This is a genomic window from Paenibacillus solisilvae (assembly GCF_042656405.1).
GTDB lineage: Bacteria > Bacillota > Bacilli > Paenibacillales > Paenibacillaceae > Paenibacillus_Z > Paenibacillus_Z solisilvae.
Genome location: NZ_JBHSOW010000032.1, coordinates 189310 through 203872 on the forward strand (window position 1 = coordinate 189310; position 14563 = coordinate 203872).

Genomic DNA, 14563 nt, shown 5'->3' on the forward strand with positions numbered 1-14563 from the left:
ATTAGTTAAGATGTGGGGCTTTGCCCTTATTAATCGGGGCTGCCCGGGGATGTAACTCGCTTTGTTTATGAATTTGCGATGCATCTTATTTTGTGGAATCGTTTTCAAGGAAAATGGCAAAAGACGCAGAATAGGATAGAGGAGAACCATTTTACTTTCTGTGAGAGGATGGAATAAATCTAGTGAACCCCATTATTTGGCAGCACCGTAACCCCCTGCAGCATACAGCAGGCAAACTATCAGACGGACAGATAACGATTGGTTTTATTGGCGGATCCATTACGGATGGACGACCACGGCATAACTGGCCGGAGCCGGTCATTGCTTGGTTCGCCGAAACCTTCCCCGGCAAGCGTATCGTCGTGGAAAATGCAGCGATCGGAGCTACTGGCAGCGAGTTGGCCGTTTTTCGGGCCCAGCGGGACTTAATTGACCGCGGATGCGATCTCGTGTTTATCGATTATGCGGTTAACGATTATGATGATGCGCCAGATAAACGGAAAAGGTCCCGTGAAGGGCTCGTCCGCAAGCTGCTGGAGGATGGCCGGCGTGATGTCGTGCTTGTACATACGTATCGTCAGGATATGTATTCGGCGATGATGGAGCGCCGCTTGCCGGATTCCATTGCAGAGCTGGAGGAGCTGGCGGACCACTATGGAACGGGCTCGGTCTGGATGGGGCTCTATGCCTTGGAGGAAGTTAATAAAGGATTGATGCGCTGGGAGGAATGGCTGCCCGACGGCCTGCATCCGACAAGCCGCGGGAGTTTGAGCTATGGGCAGAGCGTCATTGCTTTTCTGGAGAAGGAGCTGGCATCTGCTCAAGCAGGGGCGCATCGAGATGAACAGAAGACGAAAGAGAGTCTTCCGGCACCGCTTCATCCGAAGCATTGGGGGCTTGCCTACAATCTTCCGCTGAATGAAGCAGAGCTAGAAGGGCCATGGGTAACCAGGCGGTTCCTTCACCATACTTGGATTGACCAAGTGCTGGAGACGGCTGCAGTTGGCGCTAAGCTGTCCTTTACTTTCGAAGGGCGGGGGTTATCGCTTGGATTTGACTTCGGCAAAACATCGGCAGAATTCCGGTACCGGATTGATGAGGGGCCATGGAGGAGCGAATCCCGCGAACGGCCGGATTGGTGCGGCGATGACGGCTGGTATAGGACAAGTTTCCTTGGCGATGACTTGGAGCCGGGTACACACCGGTTGGAGCTTGAAGTCATTCATGGTGACCGCCCGGATTGCAGAGGGACAAATTTCCGGCTCGGTCATATTGGAGTCATTCGATAATTTACTGAAATGAAAGGTGATGACGGATGGGTACGGTAATTAATATTGGAATCATTGGTGCAAGCTGGTTCTCTGATCTTTGGTTTCTTCCTGTGTTGACGAAGCATCCTCAGGTACACGTAACGGCAATTTGCAGCAAGAACGGAGATTCTGCGCACAGAATGGCGGCCAAATACGATATTCCCGCTGTCTATACTTCGGCTGAAGAGATGATGGATGCCGAGCAGCTGGACGGCGTATGTATTATTACGCCGAATAATCTTCATCATCCGCTTGCGATGGCAGCGATGAAGCGCGGCATCCATGTGCTGTGCGAGAAGCCGCTGGCCATTGACGCAGAGCAATCCAAAGAGATGCTGCAGCTCGCAGAGGAGCGCAATCTGGTTCATTGCGTGAATTTCTCTGTGCGTGAGCATTCAGGTATTCAGTATCTTCGTCAGCATGTTCGTGAAGGAGCCATCGGCGAGTATCTCGAAGGCCGCTTTGAGTATTCCGGTGATTATGGCCTCGGCGGATCTCCAGGATGGCGCGGTCATGTAACTGAGGCGGGAGCAGGCGGCGTTCTTCAGGATTTGGGCTCGCATGTTATTGACCTCGCTCAATATATATTGAATGACCGAATCAAGGCGGTTTCTGCTTCTGTCCGGTGTTTGGAAGCAGGCAGCCTGGTGAATTTCGACGATCGGGCGAATCGTGATCAGGCCGCTGATTCTGTGTATATTCAGGCTGAATTTGCCGGAGGCGGACATGGAGATTTGCAGACGAGCTGGGTTCGGCCGCAGGGCAGCGGCGGACAAACGGTCAACCTGGAGCTGTACGGCACGAAAGGCGCACTTAAATTCCAGATGACCGGCTACGGATATAAACTGAATATCGCTAAAAAAGGCGAAGCTTGGCAGGAGATTGAGCTTCCTGCAGAGCTCCCGTGGGACTTAACCGCAGAGCCCTCGGAGGATCGGTTCCGCCCGTACCGGGACTCGGAGAAGAATGAAGCATGGAAATGGGCGAGCGCCGTATTTGCCGCCAAGTTCGAAGGCGGAGTGAACCGGGAGGGGCTTCCTGGATTTGACGATGCTAACCATGTGCAGCAGGTTATTGACGCGGTCCTCCAGTCTGCTTCAGAGAAGAAGCAGGTCATCGTAGAGGAATAATCTCTGCAGCCTATGGAAGGATGAATAGCTATGGGTGAAGTTGAGACGGACGAGTGCTGGCCGATCGTTCATAGTGTTGGAGACATCAATATTCAGGCAGGGTTCGTACTTGAGGAGCGGGAGCTCTCCGATTATGAATTGGTGTATTTTCCTGAAGGAACGAAAACCATTTATGAACTGAAGGGAGAAGCTGTGCGTCTGCAGCTTCCCTGTTTTATTTTCACAAGGCCGCAGGAGCGGCATCTCTACCGGTTCGATCCGGATCAGAATGTCCATCATCTCTTCGTGCATTTCGATTACGGCGCATTCAGACAGCGGGATAACCGTTTTCTATCCCTGTTGAGGAATCATAATATGATACTTGTCCGAGATGACAGTCTTATCCCAGGGATAATCAAACAGATGCTCCGAATCGCCAATAGTCAATCGAATCATTGGCGGAAACGTCTATCGGTACTGCTCGCAGCGGCGCTGGAGGAGCTGTGCGCATCCGCGGATAATGCCCCGGAGGAACTGGCAATGCCGCTGCCTGTTCAGATCGCAAGAGCGATAGCGTACATGCAGGAGCATGCGGTTGAACCGATAACGATTGAACAGATCGCCGAGCAATCCGGCTGGACGCACGAGCATTTCACCCGTATGTTCGCCGCCGCTGTAGGCATGACGCCAAAGCGTGCCTTATTGGAGCATCGGTTAAAGCGAGCGGAGCAGCTAATGATGAGCGGTCAGTTGTCTGTGAAGCAAATCTCATATCAAGTCGGTTTTGGCGACGAGCATCATTTCTCCAAAACCTATAAGCGTATCCGCGGAATAACGGCATCCGAGTATATAGAGCGATGCCGTAATCCGCTGTTTCGCCATACGGCGGAAGCTATAGGGGCGGAGTCGCCATTTTCGGTGAATCGTCATATCGTCGTGACAAGCGATATCAAATAAACACATCGTTTTCCATGTTCACTCCATTGAGAGCGCCGCCATTATTGAGGCAAAATAGAGTCATAACACATGTAGTGGAGGGAAAGTAACGATGGGGAAATTTTATACGCCTAAGTCACGTGAACGAAATAATCGTTATTTGGTCAGTGTGGACGAGTATAAGCATTATCACCGAGAGGGCTATTTAATCGTAAGAGGTCTTTTATCAAATGAAGACATCGAAGAGCTCTATGAATTGGCGGAGGAAACTAGGCTAGGCAAGAAGGAACCTGCGAAGAAACAAGATCCCGCGAGCAAGGATCCGTTAAAAGACGAATTCTCGGACCTTACCCGTATTCATATGCTGTCCAGACTGAATGCAGCCGCAGAACGGGGGCTGCTTCACCCGCGTGTGCTCGATGTAACGGAAGCGCTCATCGGACCGGATGTTTACGCGCTGCAATCCATGATGTTCCTTAATCCGCCCGGACGCGGCGGTCAGGGCTGGCATCAGGATTCCTGTTATATAAAGACTCACCCGGATACTTTGGTTGGAGCTTGGATAGCGCTTGAGGAAGTGGATGAGGAGAATGGCTGTTTATGGGTGGTGCCCGGCTCGAATCACGAACCGATCTACCCGCCTCAGGAGATCGGCGGCGGCAATGTTCATGCGCTGGATGCCTTCCAGGATTTGAACGCTGTCCATAATGTCAGCCATCTGGATGACGAGGTGAATACCCTCTCGAAGGTGGTAGCGAACTATCCGCCTCCGATACCGGTTCCAATGAGCCCGGGCGATGTGTTATTCTTCCATTCCCATCTATTCCACCGGTCATTTCCGAATCGGACGCCGGACCGTTACCGCCGCTCTTATGTGTGCCATTATTGCAATGCCAACTCCTGGGTGCCTTGGGATCATGACGGGTACGAAGGGGATTCCGGCAATTACCGGCAGATCCTCGCAAGAGGCCGGACGCATCTTTCCTATGCCGGGCCGGTATTCGGGACAGAGGTATTCTTGGCGGAAGAGAACGCGTCATCGGACAGCGTACGGATGATGGGCATGGATAACGGCATGATGATGCCGGTCGCTCAGAAGAAAGAATAAGATTCGCAGGCAGCAAGCAGCATAACAGTGAAGCTTTCCAGGCGGCAAGAGCCATGACGGAAGCTTCTTTTTATTAAAATGAAGTCTCCTGACAGGAACTGTCAGGGGACTTGCTGTAGAATAAGGGCATAACCGCACCAAAACTTGGATATGCTCCCAAAGTGAGTTTTGTTTACTCCTGCCGTAGTCACGGCATTCGGGCATAGCCGCCGCACCAAAAACTTGGTTTATGCTTCCGAAGCGAGTTTTGTTTACTCCTGCCGTAGTCACGGCATTCGGGCATAGCCGCCGCACCAAAAACTTGGTTTATGCTTCCGAAGCGAGTTTTTGTTTACTCCTTCCGTAGTTTCGGCATTCGGGCATAGCCGCACAAAAACTTTTAGGAGGTTCTACCATGTTCACAACGATTAAGCAGTTTATTGATGAGTGGAAGAATGAAGCTTTAGCTACCGAGCGGGTGCTGTCCGCGCTGACTGATGAATCATTGGGACAGCAAATCGCGCCGAAGCTCCGTACATTAGGAGAGCTCGGCTGGCATTTGGTCACTTCACTTGCACCGATGTTGAACATGACGGGCTTGAAGGTAGAAGGACCGTCCTTCGATGCGCAGATGCCGGCATCCGCCGCTGAGATCGTCCAAGCTTACCGCTCAACATCGCAGGCTGTGCAGGAAGCGATCCAGCAGCAGTGGACGGATGAGAATTTGCTGCAGACAAGCAACATGTTCGGGGACGTCTGGGCGAACGGAGTCACACTGAGCGCTCTGATTAAGCATCAAATTCATCATCGCGGACAAATGACGGTGTTAATCCGTCAAGCCGGGTTGGTGCCGCCTGATATATACGGTCCAACCTTGGAGCAGATGGAGCAGTTCTCTTCCAAGTAAGCCGAAGGCTTCGGTGCCCGGTGCACCGTAGCTTGTCCCAATATTCCGCGCAAATGCCGTTTTATTCGAGCGAAACTCGAGTAGAACGGCATTTTTGCTGCGAATAGGCCTACCCCTAGTAAGAAATGGAAGCAGAGCTGACCCTGTTCAACCATTCGAGGACATAGTACTGTATAGAAAATAGTTGAATCAGTCCTAAATCGGTTCGGCGCGAGATTTAGAGAACGGAAAGGATAGAGAGGTAAATGAAGATACTTATTGTAGATGATGAACCGAGGCATGTCAGAGGGATGTCGAACATGATCAGCATGATGAGGCCGGATGCTCAAATTCTGGCTGCAAAGGACGGAATTGGCGCTTTAGAAATCATGCGGTCGGATCGCCCGGACGTTGTCCTCAGCGATATCCAGATGCCCCTTATGGACGGGCTTGCCTTTCTGAAGCAGCTTGAGGAGGAGGGAATCCGGACGAAGGTGGTTATGGTTTCGGCCTATAACTTATTCGAATATGCCCAGACTGCAATCCGTCATGGCGCTTACGATTATCTGCTGAAGCCTGTCGATTCCGACAAGGTTGAAGAGCTGTTGAAGCGGCTGGAGCTGCAGCTGGCCGCAGAATCCAAGCAGCAGGATGAATCTGCGGACATGAGGCAGCGCTTGCATATGACCACTTCCGCCTACCGCAGCCGTCTGCTCCATTTGTGGCTGAGCGGAAATTTGTCGGATGAAGAACGTGCGGAGCTTGAGGCACTGGATATTGTAAAAGATGCGAATACGGTTGTTCTCACTGAACTCAGCTTCACTCAACAAGTGAACAAGGATAGAAGCATCTGCCCGCCGGAATTGGTGCAGCAGCTGGAGAAGGTATGGTCCTGCTTTGGTCAGGCCCATACCTTCTCCTTGAATACGGTGCTGAATAACGGCGTTCAGCTGGTTACGGTTGTTCATCCGGTATCGCCCATTCATGAGAAACGCCGGGAAATACGCGAAGCGCTCAGCAGCCTGAGAGAAGCATGGCTGTCTGATGGCGAGCTTATTCATGGCGTCGGATCGAATCCTGATCCGCTTATCCATGACATCGGGGTGCTTTACCGCGCTGCTCAAACCGCCATCGCTTACACGTTTCATGATTGCTGGAGCGGGACCGTATTCCATGATGAGCTGCTTTTCCCGAAGAGAACTGTTTTTCGGCTGGATGGGGAGCGGTTATTTGAAGCGCTGCAGGAGCCCGGTATGGATTCCGTCAAGGCGATGTGCCGTTCGGCTTTTGATGAGCTTGCAGCGGAAGGGCAGACGGACCCAAAGCTGTTGAAGGAATACGCCTCCTTGACGCTGATGAAGATCAAGAGCCGGACCAGGGACGTCATTGACCGACATGCTGGAAGCGTTGTCACCGAAACGGCCGTCATGGCGATTCCGAATTGCGCCGGCTATGAGCAGCTGATTCAGCTCATCGCAGCAGGACTTGGAGAGGTACATCAATCGCTAAGCGATAGGAAACAGGACAAAAGCGAAATGATTATGGAGAAATGCCTAAGCTGGATACAAGAGCACTTCATGAAGGATTTGACCTTGGAGATGGCTGCGGAGCAGTTCTTTTTCAATGCTTCCTACTTCAGTACGTTAATCAAAAGCCGAACGGGCAAATCATTCTCCGACCATATTACAGAGGCGCGTATGCGTCATGCCAAGGAGCTGCTCGCTGCCGGCAATCTTAAGATATATGAGATCGCAGCCAGATGCGGCTATCGGGACACGAAGTATTTTACCCGAATGTTCAAGAAGCAGACCGGACTTTCCCCTGAAGCCTACAAGCATATTTCCTTCTCACAAACAAGAAATGAGGATTGAGGATGACCTTTAAAGCACGGCTGTTAATGAGCTATATGATTCTGATCGCCCTGCCGCTCTTAGTGCTGAGCACGCTGTTCTACAAGACGAGCTTGAAGGTTGTTACGGAGCAGGCCCAGAAAAATGTCTATGCGATTGTCCAAAAGAATAATGAAGTCATCGATACGAAGCTCGGGGTTGTCGATCAGAGCAGCCGGGCATTGTTCGTGGATAAGGATCTGTTCCAAATTTTCAGTAAGCTGAGTCCGGATAAGGAGGAGGAGCTGGTGGCGGCCGACCGTCAGATTTCCGCTATTCTCAGTAAATATTTCTCGCAAAATGAGGATGTCTACGCCTATCAGCTGTGGACGTCGTACTTCAGCTTCGGCACGTCGAGGGCTTTGCCGCAGGGGGATCCCACGCTCTCGAAGATCTATAAGGAAGCTGAGCTAGCCGCAGGGAAAATGGTCTGGTACCCCACCTATGATTTTATCGATATGTTTGAACAGCCTTGGCTGACCAAAGGGAATATCGAATTCCGTTATCTATTCTCGGCGACGCGCCTGCTTAACTTCTCCCACTTGGAAGACAGCACGCTGGTTAAGCTGAATCCGGATGTAGAAAGACCTGTTTTGACCATTAGCTATAAATCCACGGTGCTGGATGAGCTCTTCGAGAAAAGCATCCCGACCGGTTCTCGTTATCTGGTTCTTGATCCGAACGATATCGTTGTTGCAGGCAGCGATGAAGTGCAGATTACGAAGAGCTATAAGAAGCAGTGGATTGATGCGTTTCGCAAGACAGGCAGCGGCACACAGCGGATGAAGCTGGACGGGGAAAATATGATCGTCTGCTATGACCGTTCGGAGCTGACCGGCTGGATGTCGATCGTGATTACGCCTGAATCGGCATTAGTCAGCAGCCTGGTTCCTGTCATCCGCACCTCGACGATTCTGATTGCGCTTATTCTGATCGGCGTCGCTTTTTTATTTGCGTACTTCATTTTAGGCCGGATCACCGGGCCGATCAAGAAGCTGCTGGGGGCGATGAGATCGGTAGGGGAAGGGGATTTCCAGACGCGGGTCGAAGTCGGCCGCAACGATGAGTTTGGGATTCTGCTGCAGCGCTTTAACCGGATGAATGACCGCATTCACCTGCTGGTCAAGGAAAATTATGAGATCAAGCTCAAGGAGAAGGAAGCGGAAATTCATGCGCTGAATATGCAGATGAATCCACATTTTCTGTACAATACACTCAATATTATGAATTGGACCGCGATTGAGAACAATCAGAAGGAACTGAGCAAAATGCTGGTTTGTTTATCGAATATGCTTCATTACACCTCGCGCAAGGAATGGGGAGCCGTTCATTTATCAGAGGAAATCGAATGGATGAAGAACTACTTCTACATTATGACTGCGCGGTTTGAAGGTAAATTTACCGTCCGTTATGAGATTGATCCGGTTCTCTATGACGTTAAGCTGCCAAGATTATTGTTTCAGCCTTTTGTTGAGAATGCGATTCTCCACGGGTTTAATCAGCTTGAGGACGGAGGGCTCATTACGATCCGGGGCTGGACGGAGAACGAAAGCCGTTATTTTGAGATTCGTGATAATGGGCGCGGCATCAGCGAAGAAACCATCCAGGCGATATTGTTCAAAGAGCCCTCTTCGGTCGGTATTAAAAACACGATATCCCGTATCCAGATGGCCTATGGCGATTCTTACGGCGTTCACATCCATTCTTCTGCGGGACTTGGAACAAGGGTTGTGATTCATCTTCCGGCTAAGACCTAATAATAGTCCACCATTCCAAAAATGCTCGGGTTTTGAAAGCGTTACCGATCGCTTACAATTAATTCATCATAGACTGCAGCTATGAGCCAATGAGGTTGATTATTGAAAGGGGCTCGTTATGATTATGACAAAACAATGGAAATCGGCTTCCGTCATACTGGTTTCGATTCTGATGGCGATGACGGTTTTAACCGCTTGCACGAAGTCTGACTCAGGCAATAATAATTCGTCTTCCCAAGGCGCGGCCAACACAGAGAAAACAAATGCAAATGCCGGAACCGCAGAGGCGGGAAGCAAGGATCCGATTACCCTTCGCCTCACAGCATGGGGAGCACCGGATGAGATAGCAGCATTTAAGAAAGCGGTTGCTAAGTTTGAAAGCACGCATTCGAATATTAAGGTGGATTTCCAAGCCATTTCCGCAGACTACGATACGAAGCTGACAACGATGGTTGCAGGCAACGACGAGCCGGATGTGGCCATGATGGAGTCAGGCACGATTGCTTATCCGCTGGCTGAACAAGGCAAGTTCTTGAACCTTCAAGACTTCCTGGACAAAGATACTGAAATCACGCCGGATGCCTTGGTTCCTAACATTACGTACTCCACCGAGCCGGGCAATGTGATCGGGATCGCTCCAGGTCCTGAATCCTTCGCTCTATTCTATAACGAAGACGTATTTAAAGAAGCGGGCTTGACGCCTCCGCCTGCCAAAGCAGCGGATGCATGGACCTGGGATGAGTTCGTTGAAGTCGCGAAGAAGCTTACGATTGACAACAAGGGCAAGAATGCAGCTGAAGAGGGCTTCGATCCGAAGAATATCAAGCAGTTCGGCATCAATTTGCCTACATGGTGGGGATCATACAGCAACTTTATCTATTCGAATGGAGGCGATTTCCTCTCCGAAGACGGCAAGACCTTCGGCCTTAACCAGCCCGAAGCTGTTGAAGCGATTCAGAAGCTGGCCGATCTGATTAACGTGTACCATGTCGCCCCGTCTCCGGTTCAAGCCAAAAACATTCCGGGTACGAACGTAGCGCTGCAAACGAAAAAAGTCGCTATGGCCTTTGACGGACAATGGGCGAGCACCGGATTGGCGCAATCCAAGTTCAACTATAATGTCGGCGTGCTGCCGGTTATGAAAGATCCGATGACCACGGTTGTCTGCGGGATGTTCTCCATCTTCAAATCATCCAAGCATCCGCAAGAATCATGGGAACTCTTGAAAGCTCTGATCGATCCCGATGCTTCCTTGGATCTGATCACTGCAGGTACATGGATGCCATCCCACAAAGATTGGTATACCGATGCGGCGTTGTTATCCAAATGGACGGAGAATCTGGATTCCAGACCTTCGGGCTATAAGGACGCTGTCGTTGATATCATTCTGAATCACAGCCATCCGACGCCGACAGCTTATGTGAAAAACTTCAATAAAATTATGGATGTTGTGAATCCTGCACTGGATAAAGTATGGTTCGGCAAACAGACAGCCAAAGAAGCGATGGATTCGATCGCCGCGAAGGCGCAGGAGCAGGTTCAAGGACGCCGCGATGTGAAGTAAGCAAACAGGTAACGGTTTCAATTAATTGGGTAAAAAGGACAGCGGTTCTTGCCTAAGAACGCTGTCTTTTTCTAAAGATAGGAGGTACCCGACATGGATATTCCAGCTCAAAGAATGGCACCTATCCGGAAAAAGAGCCGTGCAAGAGAGAGAAAGGCGCTATTCTACGGCTTATTGTTCACTGCTCCTGCGATACTGGGCTTCATTATTTTCACCTTAGGTCCTATGATTGCAAGTCTTGTGCTCAGTTTGACCGATTATAGCATTTTCAAGGATTCAACCTCGTTTATCGGATTCGACAATTACGCGAAGCTGTTCTCGGGTGAGGATGAGTTATTCTATCAATCGCTTGGCGTCACGTTCTATTTTGTTATTCTGAGGGTGCCTGCGGTTATTATCATCTCTTTTTTTCTGGCGCTGCTCCTTAATATGAATGTGAAGGGCCGATCCATGTTTCGGACCATTATCTATTTGCCGAGCATCGTGCCGGCCGTTGCCTCATCGATGATTTGGCTGTGGCTGCTCAATCCCGATCTTGGACTGGTGAATACCGCTCTGGAATGGCTTCATCTGCCGACGAGCAGCTGGCTGTTTGGCGAGAGCAGCGTCGTTCCCTCCGTTGTTCTGACAACGCTGTGGGGAATCGGCGGAACCGTCATCATTTTCCTGGCCGGCCTTTCGGGTATACCGAAGCAGTACTACGAGGCGATTGATGTGGATGGCGGCGGCTGGTACCATAAGCTGCGGCATATTACGATCCCGATGGTGACGCCGACGATATTCTTTAATACGATCATGACCATTATCGGATCCTTCCAGGTGTTTGGCGAAGCCTACATTCTGACTGGCGGCGGACCGAATAACAAGAGCTTGTTCTTCGTGTTCTATCTGTGGAGAACGGCATTCCGGGATACGGAAATGGGCTATGCCTCGGCTTTGGCATGGATCCTCTTTATCATCATCATGTTCTTTACATTTATCGTGTTCAAAACCTCAAAATCGTGGGTTTACTACGAGGGGGAGAAGTCATGAGAGAGTCCAAACTAAAGTTAGCAGCGGGTTATATCGCCCTTCTTATCGTTTCTATTATGTTTATCATTCCGTTCGTGTGGCTGATTCGCAGCTCGGTCATGGATCTGTCGCAGATTTTCATCATGCCGCCGCAGTGGATTCCAAGGCCGTTTCATTGGGAGAATTTCAAGAACGCACTGACGATCGTGCCATTCGGAGCCTTCTTCAAGAATACACTGATCATTGTAGTTGGCGTTATTATCGGTACAGTGGTAACCAGTACGATCGCAGCATTCGGATTTTCCCGCATCCAGTGGAAGGGCCGCGATACCGTCTTCGCGATTCTGATGTCCAGTATGATGCTGCCGGCTGCAGTCACGTTGATTCCAAGCTTTCTGGGCTGGAAGACGCTGGGTTTCTACGATACGTTCTATCCGCTGATTGTCCCGGCTTACTTCGGCGGAGGGATATTCAACATTTTCCTGCTTCGCCAGTTCTACATGACGATCCCGCGCGACTTTGACGAAGCGGCATTCGTGGATGGCGCCAATTACTTTCAAATTTATTGGCGGATTCTTCTGCCGCTCAGCCGTTCGGCGGTTATCGTGGTGGCGCTGTTCACCTTCTTGGGGTCATGGAATGACTTCATGGGGCCGCTTATTTATCTGAAAAGCGACAGCCGGTTCACGCTTGCGCTGGGTTTGCAGATGTTCCAGGGCAGCTATACCGCGCAGTGGGAATTGCTGATGGCGGCATCGGCGGCGGTTGTCCTGCCTTGCGTCGTCGTATTTCTTGTTGGTCAGCGTTACTTCCTGGAAGGAATTACGCTCACAGGGTTGAAAGGTTAATAGACTAATATGGAAGGGAGAAATGATTAAGGATGTCGATAGTGGAGCATGCGATAAAAGGCTGGCAAAGCATTCCTTTCTCGAAGGTCGCCATTGATGATGCATTCTGGCGCCCGCGGCTTGCGGTACTCAAGAATGTGACGATGAAGGTCTGTTTGAGCCATTGCGAAGAAACAGGCCGGATCGCGAACTTTGCGGTTGCGGGAGGATTGCTGGAGGGCAAATTCGAAGGCATTTATTATAACGATTCCGATGTATACAAGGTGCTCGAGGGTGCTGCCTATTCATTGATGACAGACAGGGACCCGGTACTCGAAGCGGAGATTGACAGAATCATTGATCTCATTGCCGCAGCACAGGAAGCGGACGGGTATCTGTGCACGTATTATACGCTTGAAGCGCCTGAGAGCAAGTGGACCGATATGGAAAAGCATGAAATGTACAACGGCGGTCATCTGATCGAGGCGGCAGTCGCTTATTATGAGGCAACGGGCAAACGTAAGCTGCTCGAGGTTGCCTGCCGGTTAGCGGATCATTATGACAGCGTCTTCGGTCCTGACAAACGACACTGGGCAGAAGGGCATGAGGAGATCGAGCTTGCTCTTGTGAAGCTCTACCGGGCAACGGATGAAGAGCGGTATTGGAAGCTGGCCCTATGGCTGCTTGAAGAACGCGGCCACGGACACGGCGTGGGTAAAATATGGGATACGCCGGACTGGGGCCCGGCCTATTGCCAGGATGATGTACCGGTCCGGGACATCAAGGAAGTGAAGGGGCATGCGGTTCGCGCGATGTATCTCTATACGGCTATGGCGGATGTCGTTCATGCCTCCGGCGATACCGCCTATATTGACGCCCTGCATCGGGTCTGGGCGCATACGGTAGAACGTAATATGTATGTTACGGGCGGCATTGGGCCGTCGGTGCATAACGAGGGCTTCACCCATGATTATGATTTGCCCAATGAGTCCGCCTACTGCGAGACCTGCGCCGCGATCGCGATGGTGTTCTGGAATCACCGGATGAATCTGCTGTTCGGCGATGGGAAATACGCCGATATTGTAGAGCGGGAGATGTACAACGGGGCATTGTCAGGGATTTCGCTCTCCGGCGATAAGTTCTTCTATGTGAATCCGCTGGCATCCAAGGGCGAGCATCACCGCGTAGACTGGTTCGGCACATCCTGCTGTCCGACGAACCTGGCCAGATTCCTTCCTTCTATCGGTCAGTATGCGTATGCAGCGACTGATGACGGGGTGGCTGTCAATCAATACATGAACAGCGAAACGGTTCTGGAGGTCGGCTGCGGCAGTAACGTCAAGCTCAAGCAGACAACGGCGTATCCATGGGACGGAAGAATTGAACTTACCGTAGTGCCTGACCGGACGGATAAGTTCACGATTAAATTGCGGCTGCCCGGCTGGTGCAGAGGCTATAAGATTTCGGCCCAAGGCGAACAGGTGTCAGGGCTTGAAGGACGGCCTGAGAACGGTTATCTCGTACTGAATCGTCATTGGGTGCCAGGTGACTCGATCGTGCTGGAGCTCGATATGCCGGTTGAAGTTGTCCGGTCACGGCCGGAGGTTGAGGCTAACCTGGGCAGATTTGCCCTGCAGCGCGGACCTGTCGTGTACTGCATCGAGCAAACGGATAATCCCGGGCTAAGCTTTGACGGGTTCGCTTTATCAGCACATGAACCGCTGCTCGTCGAGCATCGGGCAGATTTACTTGGCGGTGTAACGATTCTGCACGGTAAAGAGGCGGATGGCGATGGCAGGCCATGCGTATTCATTCCATATTATGCGTGGGATAACCGGGAAGCGGGATTCATGCAGGTATGGGTCCGTGAAGGGGAAGACCGGCATTTATACAAGTATTGATGTCGTAGAGCTGGAGAAGGGGCTGACTCAAAAGGGTCAGGCATACAACTGGATCCAGTAGATGTGCCTCTAAAAAACCAAAAGTGGCCGCGCATGTCCTAAACCGAGCGCGGCTGTTTTTGGCTTGTTGATCCCCTGCTGTTTTCTTCAGCAGATTGCGGGCAAGGGAAAGCCGCCCGTCCCCCGGGCGGAGGCTTTTAGGCAGCTGCACCTCGACCTATACTGGAATTCGTACAGTTAAGAGAGTGCCATCCGCTTGAGGCTGCCTCTATACTGCAATCCATAC

The 14563-nt window shown here is 51.2% G+C and carries 11 protein-coding genes; all 11 read left to right on the top strand.

From position 1 onward, the window contains the following. Positions 1–182 precede the first annotated feature (182 nt). The 11 genes from ACFPYJ_RS09805 to ACFPYJ_RS09855 all read left to right on the top strand — a co-directional run bounded on the left by ACFPYJ_RS09805 (position 183) and on the right by ACFPYJ_RS09855 (position 14277). The gene (locus ACFPYJ_RS09805; RefSeq protein ID WP_379187928.1) at positions 183–1289 is read left to right on the top strand and encodes an SGNH/GDSL hydrolase family protein; all 1107 of its coding nucleotides are present in this window, start codon (positions 183–185) and stop codon (positions 1287–1289) included. Between the two features lie 26 nt (positions 1290–1315). Next, positions 1316–2440: a Gfo/Idh/MocA family protein gene (locus tag ACFPYJ_RS09810; RefSeq protein WP_379187929.1), complete on the top strand. Its 1125-nt coding sequence runs from the start codon at positions 1316–1318 to the stop codon at positions 2438–2440. A 30-nt stretch (positions 2441–2470) separates the two neighbouring features. After that, positions 2471–3376 (top strand): AraC family transcriptional regulator, encoded by a 906-nt coding sequence (locus ACFPYJ_RS09815; RefSeq protein ID WP_379187930.1) that lies wholly within the window; start codon positions 2471–2473, stop codon positions 3374–3376. A 91-nt stretch (positions 3377–3467) separates the two neighbouring features. Beyond that, positions 3468–4463 carry a phytanoyl-CoA dioxygenase family protein gene (locus tag ACFPYJ_RS09820; RefSeq protein ID WP_379187931.1) on the top strand — a complete coding sequence of 332 codons (996 nt, stop codon included), beginning with the start codon at positions 3468–3470 and terminating at the stop codon, positions 4461–4463. A 394-nt stretch (positions 4464–4857) separates the two neighbouring features. Next, positions 4858–5349 (top strand): DinB family protein, encoded by a 492-nt coding sequence (locus tag ACFPYJ_RS09825; protein ID WP_379187932.1) that lies wholly within the window; start codon positions 4858–4860, stop codon positions 5347–5349. A gap of 245 nt (positions 5350–5594) precedes the next feature. After that, positions 5595–7199 carry a response regulator gene (locus ACFPYJ_RS09830; RefSeq protein WP_379187933.1) on the top strand — a complete coding sequence of 535 codons (1605 nt, stop codon included), beginning with the start codon at positions 5595–5597 and terminating at the stop codon, positions 7197–7199. 2 nt (positions 7200–7201) lie between these two features. Continuing rightward, positions 7202–8974 carry a cache domain-containing sensor histidine kinase gene (locus ACFPYJ_RS09835; RefSeq protein WP_379187934.1) on the top strand — a complete coding sequence of 591 codons (1773 nt, stop codon included), beginning with the start codon at positions 7202–7204 and terminating at the stop codon, positions 8972–8974. Positions 8975–9098: 124 nt separating this feature from the next. Then, positions 9099–10538, top strand: coding sequence for an ABC transporter substrate-binding protein (locus ACFPYJ_RS09840; protein WP_379187935.1), 1440 nt, complete (start codon positions 9099–9101; stop codon positions 10536–10538). Positions 10539–10631: 93 nt separating this feature from the next. Then, a complete protein-coding gene (locus tag ACFPYJ_RS09845; protein ID WP_379187936.1) occupies positions 10632–11570 on the top strand; it encodes a carbohydrate ABC transporter permease in 939 nt (312 codons plus the stop codon). After that, positions 11567–12397: a carbohydrate ABC transporter permease gene (locus ACFPYJ_RS09850; protein WP_379187937.1), complete on the top strand. Its 831-nt coding sequence runs from the start codon at positions 11567–11569 to the stop codon at positions 12395–12397. Before ACFPYJ_RS09845 ends, ACFPYJ_RS09850 begins: the two co-directional genes overlap by 4 nt. 32 nt (positions 12398–12429) lie before the next feature. Next, entirely contained in the window at positions 12430–14277 is a 1848-nt protein-coding gene (locus tag ACFPYJ_RS09855; protein WP_379187938.1) for a glycoside hydrolase family 127 protein, read from the top strand. Positions 14278–14563 lie beyond the last annotated feature (286 nt).

What these genes read in the sequence shown, in the direction of transcription:
- ACFPYJ_RS09845 (WP_379187936.1), top strand. Translation starts at nt 10,632, where the DNA reads ATGGATATTCCAGCTCAAAGAATGGCACCTATCCGGAAAAAGAGCCGT.
- ACFPYJ_RS09855 (WP_379187938.1), top strand. Translation starts at nt 12,430, where the DNA reads ATGTCGATAGTGGAGCATGCGATAAAAGGCTGGCAAAGCATTCCTTTC.
- ACFPYJ_RS09815 (WP_379187930.1), top strand. Translation starts at nt 2,471, where the DNA reads ATGGGTGAAGTTGAGACGGACGAGTGCTGGCCGATCGTTCATAGTGTT.
- ACFPYJ_RS09840 (WP_379187935.1), top strand. Translation starts at nt 9,099, where the DNA reads ATGACAAAACAATGGAAATCGGCTTCCGTCATACTGGTTTCGATTCTG.
- ACFPYJ_RS09810 (WP_379187929.1), top strand. Translation starts at nt 1,316, where the DNA reads ATGGGTACGGTAATTAATATTGGAATCATTGGTGCAAGCTGGTTCTCT.
- ACFPYJ_RS09850 (WP_379187937.1), top strand. Translation starts at nt 11,567, where the DNA reads ATGAGAGAGTCCAAACTAAAGTTAGCAGCGGGTTATATCGCCCTTCTT.
- ACFPYJ_RS09830 (WP_379187933.1), top strand. Translation starts at nt 5,595, where the DNA reads ATGAAGATACTTATTGTAGATGATGAACCGAGGCATGTCAGAGGGATG.
- ACFPYJ_RS09825 (WP_379187932.1), top strand. Translation starts at nt 4,858, where the DNA reads ATGTTCACAACGATTAAGCAGTTTATTGATGAGTGGAAGAATGAAGCT.
- ACFPYJ_RS09835 (WP_379187934.1), top strand. Translation starts at nt 7,202, where the DNA reads ATGACCTTTAAAGCACGGCTGTTAATGAGCTATATGATTCTGATCGCC.
- ACFPYJ_RS09820 (WP_379187931.1), top strand. Translation starts at nt 3,468, where the DNA reads ATGGGGAAATTTTATACGCCTAAGTCACGTGAACGAAATAATCGTTAT.